Annotated in this window: 14 protein-coding genes; 9 read left to right on the top strand and 5 right to left on the bottom strand. The window is 49.0% G+C overall.

From position 1 onward, the window contains the following. Window positions 1-169 precede the first annotated feature (169 nt). Entirely contained in the window at window positions 170-2,104 is a 1,935-nt protein-coding gene (gene yeaG, locus FDW97_RS01450) for a protein kinase YeaG (RefSeq protein ID WP_038640044.1), read from the bottom strand. 433 nt (window positions 2,105-2,537) lie between these two features. Between yeaG and FDW97_RS01445 the strand changes: the two genes are divergently transcribed. From FDW97_RS01445 to FDW97_RS01430, 4 genes are all read left to right on the top strand, one after another. Beyond that, window positions 2,538-3,284: a MipA/OmpV family protein gene (locus FDW97_RS01445; protein ID WP_038640047.1), complete on the top strand. Its 747-nt coding sequence runs from the start codon at window positions 2,538-2,540 to the stop codon at window positions 3,282-3,284. A 572-nt stretch (window positions 3,285-3,856) separates the two neighbouring features. Then, entirely contained in the window at window positions 3,857-4,099 is a 243-nt protein-coding gene (locus FDW97_RS01440) for a hypothetical protein (protein WP_038640050.1), read from the top strand. Window positions 4,100-4,109: 10 nt separating this feature from the next. After that, entirely contained in the window at window positions 4,110-4,460 is a 351-nt protein-coding gene (locus FDW97_RS01435; RefSeq protein WP_042308899.1) for a hypothetical protein, read from the top strand. Window positions 4,461-4,640: 180 nt separating this feature from the next. Next, window positions 4,641-5,495: an aldo/keto reductase gene (locus FDW97_RS01430; protein ID WP_137350556.1), complete on the top strand. Its 855-nt coding sequence runs from the start codon at window positions 4,641-4,643 to the stop codon at window positions 5,493-5,495. 62 nt (window positions 5,496-5,557) lie between these two features. Here the strand turns inward: FDW97_RS01430 and FDW97_RS01425 are convergent, their stop codons facing one another. Further along, window positions 5,558-6,442 carry a D-hexose-6-phosphate mutarotase gene (locus FDW97_RS01425; protein ID WP_038640060.1) on the bottom strand — a complete coding sequence of 295 codons (885 nt, stop codon included), beginning with the start codon at window positions 6,440-6,442 and terminating at the stop codon, window positions 5,558-5,560. Between the two features lie 198 nt (window positions 6,443-6,640). Continuing rightward, window positions 6,641-7,636 carry a glyceraldehyde-3-phosphate dehydrogenase gene (gapA, locus tag FDW97_RS01420; RefSeq protein WP_003030697.1) on the bottom strand — a complete coding sequence of 332 codons (996 nt, stop codon included), beginning with the start codon at window positions 7,634-7,636 and terminating at the stop codon, window positions 6,641-6,643. Between the two features lie 341 nt (window positions 7,637-7,977). Between gapA and msrB the strand changes: the two genes are divergently transcribed. Both msrB and FDW97_RS01410 read left to right on the top strand, forming a co-directional pair. Continuing rightward, entirely contained in the window at window positions 7,978-8,391 is a 414-nt protein-coding gene (gene msrB / locus FDW97_RS01415; RefSeq protein ID WP_006684886.1) for a peptide-methionine (R)-S-oxide reductase MsrB, read from the top strand. A 42-nt stretch (window positions 8,392-8,433) separates the two neighbouring features. Next, window positions 8,434-8,709, top strand: coding sequence for a YeaC family protein (locus FDW97_RS01410; RefSeq protein WP_003030693.1), 276 nt, complete (start codon window positions 8,434-8,436; stop codon window positions 8,707-8,709). Between the two features lie 43 nt (window positions 8,710-8,752). Here the strand turns inward: FDW97_RS01410 and yajD are convergent, their stop codons facing one another. After that, on the bottom strand, window positions 8,753-9,097 hold the full coding sequence (yajD, locus tag FDW97_RS01405) for an HNH nuclease YajD (RefSeq protein WP_137350555.1): 345 nt from the start codon (window positions 9,095-9,097) through the stop codon (window positions 8,753-8,755). A 94-nt stretch (window positions 9,098-9,191) separates the two neighbouring features. Further along, window positions 9,192-10,445: a glycoside hydrolase family 18 protein gene (locus FDW97_RS01400; RefSeq protein ID WP_137350554.1), complete on the bottom strand. Its 1,254-nt coding sequence runs from the start codon at window positions 10,443-10,445 to the stop codon at window positions 9,192-9,194. Window positions 10,446-10,740: 295 nt separating this feature from the next. On the opposite strand from FDW97_RS01400, the gene FDW97_RS01395 reads away from it, so the two are divergent. Genes FDW97_RS01395 through FDW97_RS01385 form a run of 3 tightly spaced genes read left to right on the top strand, consistent with a single transcriptional unit; the run spans window position 10,741 to window position 14,284 of the window. Continuing rightward, window positions 10,741-11,817: a zinc-binding dehydrogenase gene (locus FDW97_RS01395; RefSeq protein WP_085049517.1), complete on the top strand. Its 1,077-nt coding sequence runs from the start codon at window positions 10,741-10,743 to the stop codon at window positions 11,815-11,817. A gap of 26 nt (window positions 11,818-11,843) precedes the next feature. Continuing rightward, window positions 11,844-13,223, top strand: a complete 1,380-nt coding sequence (locus tag FDW97_RS01390; RefSeq protein ID WP_085049516.1) for an MFS transporter — start codon at window positions 11,844-11,846, stop codon at window positions 13,221-13,223. A 17-nt stretch (window positions 13,224-13,240) separates the two neighbouring features. Then, entirely contained in the window at window positions 13,241-14,284 is a 1,044-nt protein-coding gene (locus FDW97_RS01385; RefSeq protein WP_137350553.1) for an NAD(P)-dependent alcohol dehydrogenase, read from the top strand. The last annotated feature ends 18 nt before the right edge of the window (window positions 14,285-14,302 follow it).

The raw sequence follows: 14,302 nt of genomic DNA, 5'->3' as shown, positions 1-14,302 counted from the left end.
TCATCCTTCAAGTTGTCTCCGCGTTGGCTGCATTCGCTCACCCAGTCACGTACTTATGTACGCTCCTGGGAATTCACTCATTTGCCGCCTTGATACCTCTTGAATGATTTCGCGTACAGAAGAAATATTGGCCCGGTAAACGAATAAATTTTCCGGGCCATTTATGCTCTTAAGACGATTTACGTACGCGCAAATACCATTCGCACAGTAAACGCACCTGTTTACGCGTGTAGCCTTTTTCCATCATACGGTCGACAAAATCGTCGTGTTTTTTCTGCTCGTCAGTCGAGGTTTTGGCGTTGAACGAAATAACCGGCAGCAACTCCTCGGTATTGGAGAACATTTTCTTCTCAATCACCGTGCGCAGTTTTTCGTAACTGGTCCAGTTTGGATTGCGACCGCTGTTATTCGCTCTGGCGCGCAGAACAAAGTTGACGATCTCGTTACGGAAGTCTTTCGGGTTACTGATACCCGCTGGCTTCTCAATTTTCTCCAGTTCTGCGTTCAGCGACTCGCGATCGAACAGTTGACCGGTATCCGGGTCGCGGTACTCCTGATCCTGAATCCAGAAATCCGCATAGGTGACGTAACGGTCGAAAATGTTCTGTCCGTATTCGGAATAGGATTCGAGATAAGCTGTCTGAATCTCTTTGCCAATAAATTCAGCATACTTAGGGATCAGGTAGCCTTTCAGGAACTCAAGATAACGTTCTGCCTGCTCCTGAGGGAACTGTTCACGCTCGATTTGCTGTTCCAGGACGTAGAACAGATGCACCGGGTTCGCCGCGACTTCGGCATGATCAAAGTTAAAGACGCGAGAGAGGATCTTAAACGCGAAACGCGTGGACAGACCGTTCATTCCCTCATCGACCCCGGCGTAATCCCGATACTCCTGATAGGATTTCGCTTTTGGATCGGTATCTTTCAGACTTTCGCCATCGTAAACGCGCATCTTCGAGTAAATGCTCGAGTTCTCAGGTTCTTTCAGACGAGAAAGAATGGTGAAACGGGAGAGCGTTTCCAGCGTGCCTGGCGCGCAAGGCGCATGGGTCAGCTCACTGTGATTAAGCAATTTCTCGTAAATTTTGATCTCTTCGGAGATCCGCAGGCAATAAGGCACTTTGACAATGTAAACACGGTCAAGGAACGCCTCATTGTTTTTGTTGTTGCGGAACGTCACCCATTCGGACTCGTTCGAGTGGGCAAGAATAATTCCGTTAAACGGCAGGGCAGAGATACCTTCCGTCCCGTTGTAGTTACCTTCCTGGGTGGCGGTCAGCAAAGGATGCAGCACTTTAATCGGTGCTTTAAACATCTCTACGAACTCCATAATCCCCTGGTTAGCGCGGCACAACGCCCCCGAGTAACCGTAGGCATCAGGATCGTTCTGGGCGTGGTGTTCGAGTTTACGAATATCCACTTTCCCGACCAGCGCAGAGATATCCTGGTTGTTTTCATCGCCAGGTTCCGTTTTGGCGATAGCGATCTGCTCCAGAATAGACGGCCAGACTTTGACGACGCGGAATTTTGTAATGTCCCCGCCAAATTCGTGCAGGCGTTTCGCCGCCCATGGCGACATGATCGTCCCGAGGTAACGACGCGGGATCCCATACTCTTTTTCCAGGATCTGCGCATCTTCCTGTGGATTAAACAGGCACAACGGATGATCGTTAACCGGGCTACGTTCGCCATTGGCACTCAGGACATAAATCGGAACTCTCTGCATCAGCGACTTGAGTCGCTCAGCGAGAGATGATTTCCCCCCTCCCACAGGCCCCAACAGATACAGAATCTGTTTCTTCTCTTCTAACCCCTGAGCTGCATGTTTCAAATAAGAAACAATCTGCTCAATGGCATCTTCCATGCCGTAAAACTCTTCGAAAGCGGGATAGCGTGCAATTACCCGATTCGAAAAGAGTCGAGAAAGACGAGGTTCGTGGGCAGTGTCAACCATGACAGGCTCACCAATAGCCATTAATAGCCGCTCTGCCGCGTTGGCATAAGCACTGCGATCTTGCCGACAAGTGGTAAGAAACTCCTGCAGCGTGAACTCTTCGTCCTTGGCAGCTTCGTAACGCTGGCGATAGTGATCGAATATATTCATGGTATGCCGTCCTTTCGTTTTTTAGCACATGTTAAGAGCCGTTCATATGAATAGTAGAGGCCCCTGAAGAGGTAAACTGAACGACGTCGCTGCTGAAGAAATAAGCAACTCTCATGCCATTTTGATGGTCAGGAGATCAACGTATTCGGTGATACACCTTCTAAAATTAAGCGTAGATGGCATTTGCAAAACTTGCCTGGGTGCGCAAATGAATTTCAATGGCATATCAATAACTCATCAGCAAAAAAAGCACATCTTATGTAAAGAAATGGGGCGGGATTCATGTGGTGTTCACTATCCTGCAAGCAAAATGTCATCACTCGCTGAGAAATTAGGGGGTTACATTCCTGGACTAATACGTAAAATAGTTGGGCTGAAGCGTATTGGCGGTTACACTTTGACCGCTACACATTTGAATAAGGAATTATGGATTGTGACCAAACTCAAACTTCTGGCACTTGGCGTGCTTGCCGCAACCGCAGTTAGCACCGCACACGCGGAAAGTCAGTGGACTGTTGGTGCAGGTGTCGGCGTGATTAACAGCCCGTACAAACAGTATGACCGCGATGTTTATCCCGTTCCGGTTGTCACCTATGAAGGCGATAACGTCTGGTTCCACGGTCTGGGTGGCGGCTACTATCTGTGGAATGATACGGCAGATAAGCTCTCCATCATGGCGTACTATGATCCGACGCATTTCAAGCCGGGTGACAGCGACAGCCATGCTTTGCGCCAACTCGACAAGCGTAAAAGCAGCCTGATGGCTGGCCTCTCGTATGTACATAACACCCAGTATGGTTTCCTGCGTACCGCTCTGGCGGGTGATACCCTGGATAATAGCAACGGCTTTATCTGGGATCTGGCCTGGCTCTACCGTTACACTAACGGTGCGCTGACTTTGACGCCGGGTATCGGTGTGCAGTACAGCAGCGAAAACTACAACGACTATTATTATGGCGTGTCCAATCACGAGTCTCGCCGCAGTGGTCTGAAAAGCTACAGCGCTGACGATGGATGGGATCCATACCTGGAGTTGACTGCAAGCTATAACTTCCTTGGCAACTGGAACGTATACGGCACTGGCCGTTATGTGCGTTTGAGTGATGAAGTGAAGGATAGCCCGATGGTCGATAAATCCTGGTCTGGCATCTTCTCGGTGGGTGTGACCTACAAGTTCTGATGCTATTGCGTGTCAAATACAAGCCTGCAGAGATGCGGGCTTTTTTATGCTTCGTGGGGATGAATATTGATCTAAAACATGAGATTGCATTTTTATAGTGGTTTTATGTTTCGCCTGGCCGCAACGATTATTTAACCAGGTATTTCTTTTGCCGTTACTAAAAATAAACCTCTCATTTGATTAGCCTGATAGCTATTGTTTTTTTTCATGAGGTAATATCGTCATGCCTTAATGATTTATTGTTGTGGTCTGTTGTTTTCTGGGTTCATAATTTATTGATAATACTGTGGTTTATTGTGTCGCGATGCGCGGGGTATTTATTCTCAAGTGGCATAAAGATAACTGATAACTATTTTGGCTTATTTCGAATGTTAACTTTCAGGTGAAAAAATAAAAAATTAATCATTTGTTTTTATTTTACATCCTTTAGGTATTTGTCTGAAAAAATTAAAATTGACATTAAATATCCTATTGCCGATATTCATTAAACTTTAAAAGTAGTGATAGCAACTCTCGTGGTAAGGCCTTAGATATGCCACGGGGATATCTTGAGTAAAAACCTGGTATAAATAATGAAAAAGTTAATCATGATAGCTGTGATGGGCGGGGTCCTGGCTGGATGCACCAGCGAGGCTTCACGCATGAGTGCATGCGAAAACAAAGGGATCAGCCGCGATGCCTGCTACATCGCCGAACAAAACCGTCAGGCGACAATCAATGCCGCGGCTGAAAAACAGGCCCTGGAAAACGCGCAAAATCTGTATAGCTCTGATGGCACCCATCCCGACCATCACCACAAACACGATAAATACTAAGGTTTAACTCATGAAGAAATTGATTATTATCGCTGCGCTGGTGGCTTCATCTGCTGCGCCTGCTTATGCTATCAGCGAAGCATATCGTCAGCAATTACAGCATGAACACAAAACTCAGGTCAGCGACGCTAATGCCCCGGTGCACGCCAGCAAAACCACATCCGTGCATGTGAATAAGCTGGGCGTGGACTTTAAACGTGGCGCTGATGGTATTGCATATATTAATGGCAACCCTGCGGCAAATGATGAAAATAATGCCGATGCACAAACTTACAGTGCGGGTTTGATTTCCGTCATTGTCTATAAAAACGGAAAAATTAACGCCATGAAAGAGGGCAAATATTTAGGTCGGTTGAAATAAGCGCTGGCTAGTGAAAATTTTGCATTATTTAGGTCCGGGATCTGCATCAGATCCCGGGCCTTTGACTTTAATCGCATTAACGGGCGACACGCCAAACTATGATGGTGCAATTTGTGCACCATAACAGGACACATGTCTGTTGTTTTGCTTTACTGTGGTGCATTAACACAGGAGGGTGCGATGACAGCGAAACAGGTGATGTTTACGGAGCAGGTATCGCTTCCTGCGATTGGGCAGGGAACATGGTACATGGGTGAGGATTCAGCCCGACGTCGGGATGAAGTCGCCGCGTTACGGGCTGGGCTGGATCTTGGCCTGCGATTGATTGATACAGCCGAAATGTACGCAGATGGTGCAGCGGAAGAGGTTGTTGGCGAGGCGCTGTCAGGTCGGCGTGATAGCGCTTTTTTAGTTTCGAAGGTTTATCCATGGAATGCCGCGGGCAAGAAAGCGATTGCCGCCTGCGAAGCCAGCCTGCGTCGTTTGAAAACCGATTATCTGGATCTCTATTTGTTGCACTGGACGGGAGACTTTTCATTTGCTGACACCGTCGACGCTATGGAAACGCTGATTGCGCAGGGCAAAATCCGCCGCTGGGGCGTCTCTAATCTTGATTACGATGATATGCAGGCATTATGGCAGGTTGCAGGTGGACGACACTGTGCAACTAATCAGGTGCTCTATCATTTAGCATCGCGCGGCATTGAATATGATTTACTGCCATGGTGCCAGCAACAGCAGATGCCGGTTATGGCCTACAGTCCGCTGGCTCAGGCAGGGCGGCTCCGGGGGGACTTGCTTTCTAACCCAGTGGTCAATGACATTGCGCGCGCCCACAATGCCAGCGCTGCGCAGATTTTACTGGCATGGGTTATTCGTCTTTCGGGGGTGATAGCCATTCCGAAAGCCGCGAATGTGGCGCATGTCGAACAGAATGCCGCGGCACTGGAGATAACGCTCTCTACCGATGAGCTGACGCAGTTAGATAAGGCATATCCGGCGCCAAAAGGTAAAACGGCGCTGGATATGGTCTGATTTGCCGCATGGCGCGCTGAGTTGCCTGATGGCGCAAACACTATCAGGCAACTGACACGATCTTAGCGCTTAGCAACACGAATCGTTTGTGCCAGACGAGACGGTTTTTCTTCGGTGGTTTTCTGCGGTGCCGTGGCGTAAGCCGTTTCTACGCAAACAAATGTTTTGTAACCGTCATCCGGCATGTCGCCCATGCTGACAGACAGCGCCGGGCCTGGGTTCCAGCCCACGACATTCAGATGGTGGTGGTGGATTACATCAATATTGCGATTCAGCGCATCATCATGAATGACGCTGCACGCTTCCGGATTCAGATAGACACGATCGGTACGGTCCGGGAAGGTCTGGATACCATCAGCCAGTACGTCTTCTTTGGCATTATTCACTTTATCGATCAGACGATCGCCAAGACCGCTGACTTTTACCGCCGCAATATCACCCACATTGAAATAGGTATGCAGCGCGGAGGTGGTTTCAAACTCACCGTGCGCTTCCAGCTCCATCTCGCAGGTGGCGCCCACTTTGAAACGGGCCAGCAGGCAGAACTCGTGCGGCCAAAGCTGACGCGTTTCAGCACTGCTTTGCAGTTCGAACGTCAGTACGACACCTTTCTCGTCTTCGTTATGCGCCTTCAGCGTCCAGGGCAGGTTACGTGCAAAACCATGAGACGGCAGGCCTGGCTGAGCGGCAGGGCCAAACCACGGCCAGCAAATCGGTACGCCGCCACGCAGCGCAACACCGGTTTTAAACGGCGTATTGTTACTTAACCACAGGACTTCTTCTTCACCGTTTGGTTTCCAGGAAAGAAGATGTGCGCCCTGCAGCGCAAAAGAGGCTTTAACCTGCGGGTGATCGACAACAATGACCTCAAGCTCATCAAGCTGACGGCGGGAGAGTACCGGGGCAATTTGTTCGACTACCGGAAGTGCAAAAATTTTATTAATCATTACGCAATCCTTTTTAACCCTAAATAATTCGGGTTGCAGGACGGCGGCAAGTGAACGAACCCCGATGAGCTTACTGTAGTAAGTGATTCGGGTGAGAGAGCGTAGCCAACACACCTGCAACTCGAAGTATGACGGGTATCTTCAGGCAAAAAAAAGAGCGACCATAGTCGCTCTTACAGATTACTGTTTCATCTCAACTTATTTGGAGATGTGAGCAATCAGATCCAGAACTTTGTTGGAGTAGCCGGTTTCGTTGTCGTACCAGGATACCAGTTTCACGAAGTTGTCGTTCAGTGCGATACCTGCTTTAGCATCGAACACGGAAGTGCAAACTTCACCGTTGAAATCGGTAGATACTACGTCGTCTTCGGTGTAACCCAGAACGCCTTTCATCGGGCCTTCGGAAGCAGCTTTGATTGCTTTCTTAATTTCTTCGTAAGAAGCAGCTTTTTCCAGACGAACGGTCAGGTCAACAACGGATACGTTCGGAGTAGGAACGCGGAACGCCATACCAGTCAGTTTGCCGTTCAGTTCTGGCAGTACTTTACCTACAGCTTTAGCAGCGCCGGTAGAGGACGGGATGATGTTCTGGGATGCGCCGCGGCCGCCGCGCCAGTCTTTGTGAGACGGGCCGTCAACGGTTTTCTGAGTAGCGGTGGTCGCGTGAACAGTAGTCATCAGACCTTCGATGATGCCGAAGTTGTCGTTGATAACTTTAGCCAGCGGAGCCAGGCAGTTAGTGGTGCAGGAAGCGTTAGAAACGATGTCCTGACCTTCGTATTTGTCAAAGTTAGCGCCTTTAACAAACATCGGAGTGTTATCTTTGGACGGACCAGTCAGAACCACTTTTTTCGCGCCAGCAGTGATGTGCTTACGAGCGGTTTCATCTGTCAGGAACAGGCCAGTAGCTTCAGCTACTACGTCAACACCAACTTCGTCCCATTTCAGGTTAGCCGGATCACGTTCAGCGGTAACACGGATTTTTTTACCGTTTACGATCAGATGACCGTCTTTCACTTCAACGGTACCGTTGAAACGGCCGTGAGTGGAGTCATATTTCAGCATGTAAGCCATGTAGTCAGCGTCTAACAGGTCGTTGATTGCAACGATCTCGATGTCAGAGCGTTCTTGAGCAGCACGGAAAACAATGCGACCGATACGGCCAAAACCGTTGATACCTACTTTGATAGTCATATATTCCACCAGCTATTTGTTAGTGAATAAAAGGTTGCCTGTAAAATTACAAAAACCTTACGCAGCGTCAAGCGGAATCGTGTCAATCATTGCGACAAATCAATCTGCTGCCTAAGCTTTGCGCAACTGACTCGCCTCACTCTTCCTTTGGGCTTGAAACCACATGGGGTCGGCGGCCCGAATTTTAAAGGGCAATCAAGATAAAAACGTGATTCTGATCACGAATTGCAGGCTGCCATTTCGCAAGGATCAAGTTTAGAACAAAAGTTCGCACTCCGGTGTTAATGTTTTGTTAGAATCTGTCTCGCGATGTGAGTTTAGATAAAGCGAGATGTGAGCAAATGGCTAATCAACCTTCTCCAGAAGAACTGAAAAAAAATTTAACAGAAATGCAGTTCTACGTGACGCAGAATCACGGGACAGAACCGCCATTTACCGGGCGTTTGCTGCATAACAAGCGTGACGGCATCTACCACTGTTTGATCTGCGATAAACCGCTATTTCGTTCCGAGACAAAATATGACTCTGGCTGCGGCTGGCCCAGTTTTTACGAGCCGGTCAGCGAAGAGGCTATCCGTTACATAAAAGATACCTCGCATGGTATGCAGCGCATTGAAATCCGCTGTGGGAACTGTGATGCGCACCTGGGACACGTCTTCCCGGATGGCCCAAAACCTACCGGTGAGCGCTACTGTGTCAACTCAGCCTCTTTGAACTTTACCGATGGCGAAAACGGTGAACAAATTAAGGGCTGAAGAAACGATTCAGCAAATTATTCTACGGAGAGGGGATTTAACATGAATCTTGATGAGATGATCAACAGCATGACGCCGGAAGTTTATCAGCGCTTATCTACCGCCGTTGAACTCGGAAAATGGCCGGATGGCGTGGCGCTAACGGCAGAACAAAAAGAGAACAGCTTACAACTGGTGATGTTATGGCAGGCGCGCAACAACATTGATGCGCAACATATGACGATTGATACCAACGGTGAGATGGTGATGAAGAGCAAGCAGCAGCTAAAGGTTGAATTTGGTATTACGCCTGAGCCTATAGCAACGTTCAAATCCTGATAATCCTGGCCCGGCAGTCATGATGTCGGGCCCGCAGTCGCTGTTATTTTTTGTTCATCATAGCCTTCAGTTCGGCAAACGGATTATATTTCGCTTCGCCAACAGCCTTCTGCGCATCTTCTCCGGCAACCACCGTTGAACCATACTGGTCCGCTTCTGTATATTTAGAATGCTCGTGATCGTGACAATACAGGCACAACATTTCCCAGTTGCTACCATCTTCCGGGTTATTGGAGTGATCGTGATCGATATGGTGTACCGTCAACTCGCGCAAATTTGAATAGACAAACTCGCGGGAACAGCGTCCGCAGACCCAGGGGAAGAGCTTAAGGGCTTTTTCCCGGTAACCAACTTCCAGACGAGCGTAATTTTTAGGGATAAAAGCCATAAAAGCTCATGCCTCCAATAGAAAATGAATAGCTGCGCCAAAGATTGGCGCAGCGTAATTCGGTAATCATAACCTATTGTGTCAGGCGTTGGGATCAGTGTTTGATGCCCAATGAATCGGCTAACTGTTTAGCCAGTTGATTGTTGTCATCCGCACCGTATTCCCAGAACATGGCGCCTCCCAGCCCCTTACTCTTGATGTAGTCGGCTTTGATCGCCACCGAGCGCGGGTTTTCATAGGAGAGGGCAAAGAGCGCTTTCCCGTCTGCTGACTGTACCGACAGCCACGGTACTTTCGCCTCATCATCCCAATGCTGGCTAAAGCGCTTCTGCGGATCGTTGATCAGCTTCGCCACGATATCGTTGTACTTCACATAGGTATCTTTGCTCAGATCGACGCCCAGTGATTTGAACAACGCAATTTGTGCTGTTTCGAAATAGGGCTGGGTGGCAGGGCTCTTCTGCGCGTCAGGTTTGCTCCAGTCAATTCCCGGTTCAACGGCGCGTTTTGGTACGCGTCCATAAAAACCAATACCCAGATTCATCTGGCTCGGTTTTAACCCGGCGGCGAGATAGTTATTGACCACAAAATCCGCACTGTACTTATCTGCGGCGGCGACGGTCGGCCATTTCGTCGAATCATACAGGTTTGAGTTGAAATATTGAGTGCCGTAGGCCATGTCATAGGTCATCAAATTGATGTAGTCGAGTGATGGCGCAATGGCTTTTACATCCACCCAGCTTTTCGGACTTTCCGCATTCGCACCCACGGCAATGGTCAGTAGCTTTTTATGCCCTAATGCTGCCCGCAGCTCTTTTAACAGCGCGGTAAAGTTAGCGCGATCGGTTGGTTGGCTTTCGACCAGTCCCCATGCGCCATTGACCGGATATTCCCAGTCGAGGTCGATACCATCCAGACCGTATTTCTCAATGATTTCCTGCGCAGACTGAATGAATATCGCTCGTGTTTCTTTCGTTGCTGCCGCGCCTGAGAATCCACGCGCCCCCCAACCCCCGACAGAAAGCAGAACTTTCAGATTCGGATTCTGCTTACGCAGCTCCGGGATTTTCTGCAAATCAGCCTGCACTTTCTCTGAAAGCCAAATCTGATGCAGCTTGCTGGCGTCTTTTAGGGCGTCATTGGTTTCGTCTTTCTCGTTGTTGTAGACAAGACCAAACGAATAGTTGAGGTGGGTTATCTGGCGCACATCCAGTTTATTGATATCGCCGCCTGGACCGGCAGTGACATCGCCACCGCCATTAAAGTAGCCAACTGACATCAGTGAATTGGCGGAAACAACGCTGGCGCAGAGCAGGGGGAATGCTGCCAACAAAGGCAATAGTTTCATCGGTGTTCCTCTTTGACATTTAAACAAGTAAACACGCCACGGAAAGGCGTGGCGAAAAAAACAGCTCTTACAGATTAACCGTTTCATAACAGAAAAAATGCGAAGGGGTTCACGGCGTACAGGCGAAGCGGCCTCCACGTTTCTGTAGGTTTCAGTACATCTTTGCACTTATTTGTGATCTGAGTTGTGAAATGCAGATCTTAATCTGTGTTTTAAAGATTTTGTGTTGACCTCAAAAATTACATGGATAAGTATGATGACCACTGATGCAAAACTAAACACAAAGGAAAATTCAATGAAAGCACTGGCAAGATTTGGCAAGGCCTTTGGTGGCTACAAGATGATTGATGTTCCGGAGCCGGTATGTGGTCCGGATGACGTTGTGATTGAAATCAGGGCAGCTGCTATCTGTGGCGCAGATATGAAGCACTATAACGTTGACAGTGGTTCCGACCAGTTTAATTCGATTCGTGGTCACGAATTTGCCGGTCGAATTGTCCAGGTCGGCGACAAGGTTAAGGACTGGAAAGTGGGTCAGCGCGTGGTTTCTGACAACAGCGGGCACGTTTGCGGTGTCTGTCCTGCCTGCGAACAAGGTGATTTTCTTTGTTGTACAGAAAAGGTGAATTTAGGCCTGGACAACAATACCTGGGGCGGTGGGTTTTCGAAATATTGTCTGGTTCCTGGGGAAATCCTCAAAATTCACCGCCATGCGCTGTGGGAAATCCCGCCTGGTGTTGATTATGAAGAGGCGGCAGTCCTGGACCCCATCTGTAATGCCTACAAATCTATCGCCCAACAGTCCAAATTTCTCCCAGGTCAGGACGTGGTGGTTTTCGGTACTGGCCCGCTAGGTCTCTTTTCCGTGCAAATGGCACGCATTATGGGGGCCGTTAATATCGTCATGGTCGGGCTGGAAGAGGATGTCGCGGTGCGCTTTCCTATCGCCAAAGAGTTGGGGGCGACGGCGGTCGTCAACGGTTCGAACGAAGATGTGGTCGCCCGTTGTCAGGAAATCTGCGGCAAAGACAATCTGGGATTAGTTATCGAATGTTCCGGCGCCAATATTGCCCTGAAACAAGCTATTGAAATGCTGCGTCCCAACGGTGAAGTTGTCCGCGTAGGGATGGGTTTCAAACCACTCGACTTCTCCATTAATGATATTACCGCGTGGAACAAAAGCATTATTGGTCATATGGCTTACGACTCCACTTCCTGGCGTAACGCCATTCGTCTGCTTGCGAGCGGTGCGATTAAAGTCAAACCGATGATCACTCACCGTATCGGCTTATCGCAATGGCGCGAAGGTTTTGACGCCATGGTCGATAAAACCGCGATTAAAGTCATCATGACTTACGACTTTGATGAATAACATGTTTATTAAAGGGACGTTATCGCATGGAACAGATTGCAAAACCGCACTGCGGCGCCAGGCTGGACAGGCTGCCTGACTGCCGCTGGCATACGTCGATGTTCGCTATGGTAGCCTTCGGATTACTGGTTTGCTGGAGTAATGCCGTTGGCGGATTAATTCTCGCGCAGCTAAAAGAACTTGGTTGGACCGATAATTCTACCACCGCCACGTTTTCCGCCATTACTACGGCGGGTATGTTTCTTGGTGCGCTGGGTGGCGGAATTATCGGTGATAAAACCGGGCGTAAAAACGCGTTTATCCTGTATGAAGCGATTCATATTATTTCCATGGTAATTGGCGCGTTTTCACCCAATATGACCTTTCTGATCGCCTGTCGTTTTGTTATGGGGGTGGGTTTAGGCGCGTTGCTGGTAACCCTTTTTGCCGGGTTTACCGAATATATGCCAGGACGGAATCGTGGCACCTGGTCCAGTCGGGTCTCGTTTATCGGCAACTGGTCTTATCCGCTCTGTTCACTGATTGCGATGGGGTTAACACCACTGATCAGCGCGGAATGGAACTGGCGCGTACAGTTGTTGATTCCGGCTGTGCTGTCGCTCATTGCAACCGTTATTGCATGGCGCAGTTTCCCGGAGTCGCCCCGCTGGCTGGAGTCTCGTGGACGCTATCAGGAAGCTGAACAGGTGATGCGGGCCATTGAAGACGGTGTCATTCGACAGACAGGTAAGCCACTACCGCCGGTCGTGACAGAAGATGATGACAAACAACCGCGTTCAGTGCCGTACTCCGCCTTATTAACGGGAGTATTATTAAAGCGGGTGATTCTGGGCTCCTTTGTTCTGATTGCCATGAACGTTGTGCAGTACACCTTAATTAACTGGTTACCGACAATATTTATGACTCAGGGGATTAATCTGAAAGACTCCATAGTCTTAAATACCATGAGTATGTTCGGTGCGCCGTTTGGGATTTTCATCGCCATGCTGGTAATGGATAAAATTCCGAGGAAAACGATGGGGGTGGGGTTATTAGTGTTAATTGCCGTGCTGGGTTATATCTATTCGCTGCAAACCAGCATGTTGCTAATCACATTAATTGGTTTCTTCCTGATTACCTTTGTGTATATGTACGTTTGCTATGCCTCCGCGGTATATGTTCCAGAGATATGGCCGACTGAAGCGAAGCTGCGCGGGTCTGGGCTTGCTAACGCGATAGGGCGTATCAGCGGTATCGCCGCGCCTTATGCGGTCGCTGTATTACTTAATAGTTATGGCGTGACGGGCGTATTTGTACTGCTGGGCGCAGTCTCAATTATTGTCGCTGTTGCTATTGCCACCATTGGAATTGAAACAAAAGGCGTCTCTGTCGAGAGTCTCGGTATTGATGCCGTTACCAGCAAATAATATTGACGGGAAATAAAATGAAAAATTCAAAAGCGATATTAAAAACGCCGGGCACGATGAAAATCATTGCCGCCGATATTCCGGTACCTAAAGAGCATGAAGTGCTAATTAAAGTTGAATATGTTGGTATTTGCGGTTCAGATGTTCACGGTTTTGAATCGGGCCCCTTTATTCCGCCGAAAGATCCCAATCAGGAAATAGGTCTTGGGCATGAATGCGCCGGTACGGTGGTGGCAGTGGGAAGTAGCGTTAGTAAATTTAAACCGGGCGACCGGGTCAACATTGAACCCGGCGTGCCGTGTGGCCACTGCCGCTACTGTCTGGAAGGGAAATACAACATCTGTCCTGACGTCGATTTTATGGCCACACAGCCAAATTATCGCGGTGCGCTAACGTACTATCTGTGCCACCCGGAAAGCTTTACTTACAAGCTGCCGGACAATATGGACACCATGGAAGGCGCTCTGGTAGAGCCTGCGGCGGTAGGGATGCATGCCGCAATGCTGGCGGACGTTAAGCCGGGCAAGAAAATCGTCATTCTGGGGGCTGGCTGTATTGGTTTAATGACCCTGCAAGCCTGTAAATGTTTGGGGGCTACCGACATCGCTGTTGTTGATGTCCTGGATAAACGTCTGGCGATGGCCGGGCAGCTTGGCGCGACGGTCGTGATTAACGGTGCGAAGGAGGACACCGTTGCCTGCTGCCAACAGTTTTCCGGCGATATGGGGGCAGACATTGTTTTCGAAACTGCCGGTTCGGCCATCACGGTTAAGCAGGCGCCATATCTGGTAATGCGCGGTGGGAAAATCATGATCGTGGGCACGGTGCCTGGCGATTCAGCGATTAACTTCCTCAAAATTAATCGTGAAGTCTCAATACAAACTGTTTTCCGCTATGCCAATCGCTACCCGGTCACCATTGAAGCCATCTCCTCCGGGCGTTTCGATGTGAAGTCGATGGTGACGCATATTTATGATTATGCAGATGTTCAGCGCGCGTTTGACGAATCCGTCAATAACAAACGCGAGATTATTAAAGGCGTTATTAAAATTAACCATTAATTAAATAGGGAGAAACAC

Origin of the sequence: Citrobacter sp. wls708, from assembly GCF_005281255.1 — a bacterium.
Classification (GTDB): domain Bacteria; phylum Pseudomonadota; class Gammaproteobacteria; order Enterobacterales; family Enterobacteriaceae; genus Citrobacter; species Citrobacter werkmanii.
Note: the sequence above shows the minus strand (reverse complement) of the source record. Positions and strands in the feature narration are given on the sequence as shown.

Bases quoted from the DNA above. Each gene is read 5' to 3' on its own strand.
- yeaG (WP_038640044.1), bottom strand. From the start codon at position 2,104: ATGAATATATTCGATCACTATCGCCAGCGTTACGAAGCTGCCAAGGAC.
- FDW97_RS01440 (WP_038640050.1), top strand. From the start codon at position 3,857: ATGAAAAAGTTAATCATGATAGCTGTGATGGGCGGGGTCCTGGCTGGA.
- FDW97_RS01435 (WP_042308899.1), top strand. From the start codon at position 4,110: ATGAAGAAATTGATTATTATCGCTGCGCTGGTGGCTTCATCTGCTGCG.
- FDW97_RS01430 (WP_137350556.1), top strand. From the start codon at position 4,641: ATGACAGCGAAACAGGTGATGTTTACGGAGCAGGTATCGCTTCCTGCG.
- FDW97_RS01425 (WP_038640060.1), bottom strand. From the start codon at position 6,442: ATGATTAATAAAATTTTTGCACTTCCGGTAGTCGAACAAATTGCCCCG.
- gapA (WP_003030697.1), bottom strand. From the start codon at position 7,636: ATGACTATCAAAGTAGGTATCAACGGTTTTGGCCGTATCGGTCGCATT.
- msrB (WP_006684886.1), top strand. From the start codon at position 7,978: ATGGCTAATCAACCTTCTCCAGAAGAACTGAAAAAAAATTTAACAGAA.
- FDW97_RS01410 (WP_003030693.1), top strand. From the start codon at position 8,434: ATGAATCTTGATGAGATGATCAACAGCATGACGCCGGAAGTTTATCAG.
- yajD (WP_137350555.1), bottom strand. From the start codon at position 9,097: ATGGCTTTTATCCCTAAAAATTACGCTCGTCTGGAAGTTGGTTACCGG.
- FDW97_RS01400 (WP_137350554.1), bottom strand. From the start codon at position 10,445: ATGAAACTATTGCCTTTGTTGGCAGCATTCCCCCTGCTCTGCGCCAGC.
- FDW97_RS01395 (WP_085049517.1), top strand. From the start codon at position 10,741: ATGAAAGCACTGGCAAGATTTGGCAAGGCCTTTGGTGGCTACAAGATG.
- FDW97_RS01390 (WP_085049516.1), top strand. From the start codon at position 11,844: ATGGAACAGATTGCAAAACCGCACTGCGGCGCCAGGCTGGACAGGCTG.
- FDW97_RS01385 (WP_137350553.1), top strand. From the start codon at position 13,241: ATGAAAAATTCAAAAGCGATATTAAAAACGCCGGGCACGATGAAAATC.